Here is an 8,572-nt window from a genome sequence, read left to right on the forward strand (position 1 = left end):
CCCGCCGCAGGGCGCGGGGCAGGTCGCCGAGGTCGCCGAGGTCCACGAGGGACAGCGGGCCGAGGCTGCGCACGGCCACGGGAGCCCCGGGCGCGCAGCGCACCACGACGGTGCGAGCCCCCGCGGGCAGCGCGGCGGTGGCCCGGCGCAGCTGCGCCGGGTCGAGCACGGCCCCGGTGCAGACGACCGCGAGCGAGGCCGACGGGGCCTCGCGCGCACCCTGCTCGGCCAGCGCGCGCACGCCGGGACCCGCGCCGAGCTCCAGGGCGCAGGTGTCGTCGAGCAGCGCGCGGGCCGTCGTGGCCCGCAGGCGCGCGGTGCCGGCGAGGGCGGTGAGCTCGCGCTCGTCGCGCAGCGTCTGCGCGCCGACCGAGGCCGCCACCGACACCGCGAGCTCGAAGGCCTCCTCGGCCGCCTGCTCGCCCTCGTGCTCGGCTGCGTACTCGGCGGCGTCGCACCCGAGCAGCACGAGCGTGTGCGTGCGCCGGGTGTCCTCGAACTGGCGGACGACGAGGGTCCCGGTCCGCGCGGTCGAGCGCCAGTGCACGTGCCGCCGGTCGTCGCCGGGCACGTAGCCGCGCAGGGTGTGGAAGGACAGGTCGGCGTCGGAGAGGTCGCGCGTGGCCTGGCCCTCCAGGTCGCGCAGCACCCCGGGGGCGATCCCGGCCAGGTCGGCGGTGCGCGGGTGCACGTGCAGCAGCACCTGCTCGGTCCACCGGGCGCGCCGGCGCACGAGGCCGGCCGGGTCGCCGCGGGAGGTCGAGACCGGCCCGACGGCGATCACCGCGCGCCGGGAGGTCGGGATCGTGAACACCTCCTCGTGCCGCGCACCGGCGGTCAGGGCGGGGAGGTCCACGTCGGCCGACCCTGCGCCGACGGGCAGCTCGACCGTGGCCGGCAGCAGCCGCCGGGCCGAGGCGTTCGCCACGACCAGGGTGCCCACCGCCCGCTCCCCCACCCGCACCCGCTCGTCGGCCAGGGCGAGGTCGACGGCGTACGCCGAGCGCCCCAGCGTGAAGCCCCACGCCGCGACCCAGGTGCCGGCCAGCGCCGCACCGGCCGTGGCCAGCTCGACCCAGCCCAGCACGCGGCCGGCGCCGAGCGCGACGAGGGCGAGGGCGAGCACGGCCCAGCCGAGCGCGCTGACCGGGGCCAGCAGCGCGCGGAGCAGGGACGACGCCTCGGGTCGGGACGGGAGGGGCATCAGACCAGCCGCTCCACCGGCGGGGAGACCTCGAGCAGCGCGCTGGCGACGACGTCCGCGGCCGTGGCGCCGGCGAACTCGGCCTCGGCCTCCAGGAGGAGGCGGTGGGCCAGCACCGGCTGGGCGAGCTCCTTGACGTCGTCGGGCACGACGTAGCCGCGCCCCTGCGAGGCCGCCCGCACCTTGGCGCAGCGCACGAGGGCGAGGGCGCCGCGCACGCTGACGCCGACCGTCGTCCGCAGGTCGGTGCGGGTGGCGGTGACCAGCCGCGAGACGTAGTCGAGGACGGCCGTGTCGGTGTGCACGCCGGAGGCCAGGACCGCCATGTCCTTGACCGCCGCGGTGGTCACCAGGGCCGGCACGCGGGCGGCCCGGTCGCGGTCGGCCGCGCCGGCGAGGATCTGCACGGTGGCGTCGTGGTCGGGGTAGCCCAGGGACGTCTTCATGAGGAACCGGTCGAGCTGCGCCTCGGGCAGCTTGTAGGTGCCGGCCTGCTCGATCGGGTTCTGGGTGGCGATGACCATGAACGGGCGCCCGACGGAGCGGCTCGTGCCGTCCACGGTGACCCGGCTCTCCTCCATCACCTCCAGCAGCGCCGACTGCGTCTTCGGGGAGGCGCGGTTGATCTCGTCGGCCAGGACCACCGACGCGAACACCGGGCCGGGGTGGAACTCGAAGGTCTGGGTGCGCTGGTCGTAGATGGTCACGCCCGTGACGTCGGAGGGCAGCAGGTCCGGGGTGAACTGGATCCGGCTGGAGCTGCCCTGGACGCTGGCCGCCAGGGCCCGGGCCAGCGACGTCTTGCCGGTGCCGGGGGCGTCCTCGAGGAGGAGGTGGCCGTCGGAGAGCAGGCAGGTGACCGCCAGGCGGACCACAGCCTCCTTGCCCAGCAGCGCCTGGCCGACGTTCGCCACGAGCCGGTCGAACGTCGCGGCGAACGAGGCGAGCTGGTCGGGTGTCATCGGTGCGGTCTCCTCCGGTGGCCCGCCGGTCGGCGGGGCGTGCTGCTGCGGGCGTGCTGGTGCGGGCGTGCTGGTGCGGGCGGTGCTCGGCGGTGCTCGTGGTGGGGCGGCTCCGTGCAGGGGGTCAGCCGGGCGCGGGGCCGCCTCCCGGCTCCTCGGCGGCGGTGCCCTCGGCGTCCGCCGACGGGCCCTCGCCGGCGTCGTTGCGGGCGGTCACGACGACCCGCACCTCCGCGCCGGCCCCGTCCGCCCGGTGGGTGAACGAGGTGCCCGCGACGTCCCGCTCGTCCTCGACCGTGCGCCACCCTCCGAACAGCGCGCGCCGCTCCTGGACCTCGTAGGAGTAGCGGACGTCGAGGCCGCCGGTGTCGCTGGGCGCCTGCCACGAGACGGTCACCTCGCGCGAGCCCGGGGCGCCGGTGGCCACGACCAGCGAGCGCACGGCGCTGGGCCGCGTGCGCAGGGCCTCGCCGGTGGTGGTGCTCGCCTCCTGGCTCCAGTAGCCGTTGCTGGCGCGCACGCTGAAGGACGGCTGCCGGCCGCCGGCCAGGCCGTCGAAGGTCGCCGAGGTCTGGCCGCCGACGCTGCGCCACTCCCCGCCGTCCATGCGCACCTGGTAGTCCGTGACCTGCTCGCCGCCGGAGTCGGTCGGCGGCGACCAGCGCACGAGCACCCCGGCCTCTCCCGCCTCGGCGTCGCGCGAGGTGGCCTCGGCGCGCAGGTCGGCGACCGGGCCCGGCTTGCTGTACGTCTTCGCCGTGGCGGTGCCGACCGGGGACGAGCCCGCCTTGTTCCGCGCGCGCACCGTGAAGGTGTAGCTGACGCCGTTCTCGGCGTCGCCGAAGGCGTAGCCGAGCTGGTCGGCGGACACCTCCAGGGTGCGCGCGCCGCGCCCGCCGCTGATGGAGACCTCGTACCCCTGCACGGGCGCGCCGCCGTCGTCCGGGCGGCTCCAGCGGACGTCGATCTGCCCGCCGAGCTCGGTGTCGACGCGCGTGGCCGTGACGCCGGGCGCCGACGGGGGCGCGGCCGGGGTCTGCGGCGCGGAGTCCGCGCTCCAGTCGCTGGGCTGGGGCGCCCGGTTCTGCGCCCGCAGCCGCACCGTGTACGCCTGCCCGTTCTGCAGGCCGGTCCACGTGTAGGAGGTCACCGCGCCCAGGCTCACCGACGCCCGCCCGCCCGGCGGGGCCGGGCTGATCTCCAGCGTGTAGCCGGTCACCGCCGAGCCGCGGCTGGCCGCCGGCGCCCACGACGCGCTGAGCGTGCGGTCGCCGGGGACCAGCGTCGGGGCCGACGGCCGCTCGGGGCGCGTGTCCGGGCGCGCGGGCGCGGACGCCGGGCCGGGCTCGCTCTCGCCGACGGCGTTGGTCGCCGTGGCGCGGAAGACGTGGTCGACGTCGTTGGTCAGGCCCGTCACCGTGCAGGTGGTGCTCGCGCAGGACGTCGAGCGCCCGTCGGCGTCGGTGAGGCGGTACTCGGTGATCGGAGCCCCGTTGTTCGCCGGGGCGTCCCAGGCGAGGACGACCGTGCCGTCGCGGACGTCGACCACCCGCGGCGCCGGCGGCGCCTCCGGACGCCCGCGCACCACCACGGTGACCCGCCCCTCGACCTCGCGGTCGGCGTCCGCGGTGGCGTCGCGCACCCGGTAGCGCACGGTCATCGGGCCGGTGAACCGCTCGCCCGGCACGGCCACCACGCTGGAGCCCGACACCCGGGCGCTGCCGCTGCCGGGCGTCTCCACGACCGCCGAGAGCAGCTCCAGCGGGGTGGCGGGGAACGGGTTGTAGGCGCCGGCCAGCACGTCGACGGCGCGCTCGCGCCCGGAGGACCCGTCGGCGACGGTGAGGTCGGGCACCCGGGCCAGCGGGCGGCTGCTGGCGACCACGCGCAGCTCCACGCGGCCGGAGACGGTCCCGGCCCCGCTGCCGTAGCCGATGGTGACGTCGGCGGAGCCGCGGCTGCCCTTGGGGGTGCCGGCCTGCGCGGCGACCGACAGCGTCGTCCCGCTCAGCGACACCTCGAACCCGGCCGGAGCTCCCCCGACGAGGCGGTAGGTGTGCTCGGCGGCGCCCGCGGCGTCCACGGTGAAGGCCCGCAGGTCCACCCGCACCGGCGCCTCGCCCGGCGCGACGTCGAGCACCGACGGCGCGAAGGTCGGCGGCACCTCCTCCAGCGGGAGCACGGTGATCGGCAGGGTCAGCACCTTGGTGCGCCCGGAGGGGTCCTGGCGGCTGGTGCCGTCGGTCACCTCCACGGTCAGGGACGCCGGCCCGGAGTAGCCCGCCTCGGAGCGGTAGAGCAGGGTCGCCTCGTCGGCGACGAGGGAGGAGCCGTCGGCCTTGGTGGCGCGCACCGCGGTGGGGTCGGTGACCCGCGGGCTGCGCCCGGCCGCCACCTGCACCTGCTCCTGCAGCGACACGCGCAGCTCCTGCCCGGAGAGCACCTCCAGCGCGGGAGCGCCGGGGCGCAGGACGGGCGGGAAGTCGCCCAGCGCCGGCACGGTGATGAACGCGTAGCTGTTCAGGGTCGGGTCGGTGGTGTTCGTCAGGAGGAACGGCAGCGTCTGGGCGCGGTCGACGAGGGTCACGGCCACCCGCTGGTCGGCGGTCACCCGGGCGGTCGCGGACGCCGAGGCCGGCACCGAGACCGCGAGGTCGCTCAGCGGGCCGCTCGGGTTGTCCGCCACCGCGAGGACGTCGACCTGGACCACCGAGCGGTCCAGGGTGTCCAGCGGCGCGACGACGACGTCGCGCGCGACCGGCGGCCGCAGCGGCGCGTCGGCCGCCACCGTGACGGTGAGGACGCCGGTCGCCCGGCCGCCGCGGGCGTTGCTCACGGTGTAGACGACCGGGAAGGTGCCCTCGGCGTCCGTGCCGCTGACGACCACGCGGCGGCCCGAGACCGCCGCGCTGAGGCCCTGCGGCACCTCCAGCTCCGGCTCCAGGGCGAGCTCGCCGCCGTCGGGGTCGACGTCGTTGGCCAGCACCCGGACCTCCACGCCCTGGCCCGGGCGCAGGGTCACGGCCTCGTCCAGGGCCGCCGGCGGCAGGGACGTCGTCGGGCGGGGGCTGACGCCGACCCGCACGGTGCCGACCGCCCTCTGGCCGACCCAGTCCTCGACCGCGTAGGTGAAGGTGTCGGTGCCCCTCTCCCCCGGCAGGGCCTCGTACTCCAGCCAGTCCGCCCCGGTGCCCACGATGCGGCCCTTGGCCGGGGGCTCGGCCTCGCCGAGGAGGACGACGCCGTCGCCGTCGTCGTCGATGCCGGTCAGCGGCACCGGGATCCGCACGGTCTCCCCCGCGTACACGCGGGCGGTCAGCGCCTGGGGCCGCGGCGGGGCCTTGGTGGCGGCGTCGCTGGCGTGGACCTCGACCGTGACCTGCGCCGAGCCCTCGTTGCCCGCCGCGTCCTGCACCCGGTACACCGCGTGCACCGTCATCGGGGTGGCCGGGGCCTGGTAGCGCAGCTCGTCCTGGGCGACGAAGAGCAGTCCCTCGCCCTCGCCGACCTCCTCGGCGAGGCCGACCAGGTGGACGGCGTCGCCGTCCGGGTCCTGCACGTGGTCGAGCACCGGGATGGTCACGACCCCCCCGGTGCGCACCGACACCTCCACGGGGCCCGCCACGGGCGCCTGCTGGCCGGCCGCGGCCGGCACCGGCTGCACGACGATGTCGCCGCGGCTCGTGGCCGCGCCGTTCGAGACCGTGTACGTCAGGCGCACCGCCGCCTCGAGCGCGCGCTCGGCGCTGATCCGCACGAGGTGGTGGTCGACGACGACGGCCCGCACCCCGGAGCCCTCCGGCACCTCGACGGACTGCAGGACGAGGACGCCGCCGGCGGGGTCGCTGTCGTTGGCGAGCGGGTCGATCGCCACCTCCCCGCCGAGCGGGAGGCGGGCGACGTCGCGCACGGCCACGGGGGGCGCGGCGTCCTCGGGGCGCTCGCGCACGTCGATGCGGGCCAGGCCGCTGGCCTGCTGGGGGGTGGCGGTGACGACGTAGCCGACGTAGTACGTGCCGGGCAGCGGCGCCGTGACGGTGAAGGTGCCCGCGGCCAGGTCGGGCTCGACGCTCAGCCCCGGCACCTGCCCGACGCCGGCCAGGCGCAGCGGCTCCCCCGACGGGCTCGTGGCGGCGTCCAGCGGGCGCACGACCACCGGGGCGTCCACGGAGGTCACCGCCTGCACCGGCCCGAGCACCGGGGCCAGGGAGCCGCGCGGGCGCACGTCGACGACGAGCTCGCCCTCGGTGGCGAGGAGGCCGTCGGAGACCACCAGCGCCACCCGCTGGCGGCCGAGGGCGGCGGCGTCCGCGGTGAAGGTGACCTGGCCGTCCTGCTGGAAGCGGACGGCTCCCCCGCCCTCGGCGACCGCGGAGGTGAGCACGAGGTCGTCGCCGTCGGGGTCGAGGAAGTCGGCGAGCACGGCGCGGGAGGCGCTGGCGCCCTGCTCGACGGCGAGCGCGCCCTGGCGCAGCTGCAGCGGGGCGGCGTTGACGCCGGGGGGCCGCACCTCGACGGTGAGGTCGGCCGTGGACGGCGCGCTGGCCCCTCGCCCGTCGGAGATCGTGTACGGCACGGTGGCCCGGCCGGTGGCGCCCTCGGGCACGTCGACCTGCAGGGCCCGCCCGCCGTAGACCGGCTGGAGGGCGCCGAGGGCCGCCGGCAGCGGGTCGACGGCGGAGACGGTGAGCACGCCGCACGCCGAGGCGAGGTCGTTGTCGATGACCGGCAGGAGCGTGGAGCGCCCCGCCCGCACCCCGAAGGTGTCGGCCACGGCCCGCGGCGGCGCGGAGTCCTCGGTGCACTCCGCCGCGGCGGCCTGCTGCTGCTCGGCGGACTCCGCGGTCTGGGTCTGCTCCTGCTGCTGGTCCTCGGGGGCGATCGCGTCCCAGCCGCGCACGAGCACGAGGTCCTCGTCGAGCAGCCACACGTCGCCGCGGGTGATGTCGTTGAGGACGACGACCGAGCGGTTCACCCGGAAGACCAGCTGCGAGGCGGCGCTGACCTCCGGCACCTCCTGCAGCTCCGGCTCCCCGCCCTCGCAGGTGCGCAGGTACGTGCCCGGCGTGGAGGCCCACGCGGCGTGGGTGCAGCCGTCGAGGCGCACCGGGGCGGCCGGGAGGCCCTGGGCACCGGCGGGCACCGAGGTCGGCTCCCCGCCGTCCCCGCCCTCACCACCGTCCAGGGCCACCTCGACCAGGGCCTCGGTGCTGGCCACGAGCGCGGTGCTCGCGGCCGGGCCGGGCTGCTGGAGCACCAGCCCCTCGCCGCGCACCCGCGTCGTGCTCCCGCGGGCGTGCAGGCCGGCGGCGTCGAGCACGACGGCGTCCGCGCCGACCGCGCTGACCTGCAGCGGCGCGCGCAGCGCCCCGAGATCGGGCCCGGCGGTGACCACCGGGGCCCCGCCGGAGCGCGCGCGCACCATCGAGGTCTCGCCCGAGACCGCGACGGCGTGCACCGCGCCGTCGGTGCCGACCGCGGCCGCGCCGCCCGCGCCCAGCTCGACGTCGGCGGGGTCGGTCTCGAGGTGGAGCTGCGCGAGGTCGTCCACCGCGCGCACCCACAGGTCGCCGTCGGCGGGGTCGAGGACGGCGACCACGCCGGCGCGCATGGACACGGCGGCGTCCGGCGGCAGCGCGAGCGTGGTGCCCAGCTCGACCGCGGCGGGGTCGAGGACGGACAGGGTCGAGGCGGCCTGGTCGTGCAGCAGCACCGTGGCGCCGTCCTGGAGGACGTCGAAGGTCGGCGTCGTCGTGAGCACGCCACCGGTCAGCTCACCGATCTGGGAGTTCAGCCGGCCCAGGGCCATCTCGGACGAGCTCGTCACCCACACGCTGCCGTCGTCGAGGTCGACCTGCGCCGCGGGGTAGCCCTCGTGGGTGGCGGCGAGCAGGGCCACGACGAGCCCGGCGGAGCCGAGGACGGCGGCCGAGCGCGAGCGGCGGCTCGGTGGCCGGAACCTCATCGCCACCTCCCTGCCGCGACCTCCTCGGGCGTGCGGACGCCTCCGCGCCCTGGCACGCGGCCCCGATCACCCTAGGCACAGAGCGTGGTCGCGGGTGGGGGAACGCGGGAGCCGCCACCCGTCAGGGCGAACAGGCGGTCGCGGGCTGGTCGGAGGCGCGGCCGGTGGCGCGGCGCAGGGAGACCTCGACGCAGACCTGCCCGCCGCCCGGCGTCGGGGGCACGGTGACGGCGGTCTCCTGCGTCACCTGCCGCTGCACCGGCTGCCCGGGCTGGACCAGGCCCCACACGAAGCTGTCGCCGTCCTCGCTCGCCGGGTTGGACCACGTGAAGGTGACCGACCCGTCCGCGCCGCGCGTCACCGCCAGGTCCGCCGGGGCGGGGACGGCCGCCGACAGGGCCGCACCGGACGCGGTGGGGCGCTCAGGCGGCGGGGGCGGCA

At 77.6% G+C, this 8,572-nt stretch carries 3 protein-coding genes and 1 pseudogene; all 4 read right to left on the reverse strand.

Going from position 1 to position 8,572, the window contains the following annotated elements:
- On the reverse strand, positions 1 to 1,204 hold a 1,204-nt coding region (locus tag AC5FZL_RS13485; protein WP_493619403.1), incomplete at its 3' end, for a DUF58 domain-containing protein.
- Entirely contained in the window at positions 1,204 to 2,166 is a 963-nt protein-coding gene (locus AC5FZL_RS13490) for an AAA family ATPase (RefSeq protein ID WP_493619404.1), read from the reverse strand. The genes AC5FZL_RS13490 and AC5FZL_RS13485, both read right to left, overlap by 1 nt.
- Positions 2,167 to 2,290: 124 nt before the next feature.
- Positions 2,291 to 8,131, reverse strand: a complete 5,841-nt coding sequence (locus AC5FZL_RS13495; RefSeq protein WP_493619405.1) for an Ig-like domain-containing protein — start codon at positions 8,129 to 8,131, stop codon at positions 2,291 to 2,293.
- Between the two features lie 121 nt (positions 8,132 to 8,252).
- Positions 8,253 to 8,572: pseudogene (locus AC5FZL_RS13500) on the reverse strand (serine/threonine-protein kinase); the annotation flags it as partial.

It is taken from the genome of Quadrisphaera sp. DVD1 (assembly GCF_058932755.1).

Excerpts from the sequence above, each read along its gene's own strand:
- AC5FZL_RS13490 (WP_493619404.1), bottom strand. The coding sequence starts at position 2,166 with ATGACACCCGACCAGCTCGCCTCGTTCGCCGCGACGTTCGACCGGCTC.
- AC5FZL_RS13495 (WP_493619405.1), bottom strand. The coding sequence starts at position 8,131 with ATGAGGTTCCGGCCACCGAGCCGCCGCTCGCGCTCGGCCGCCGTCCTC.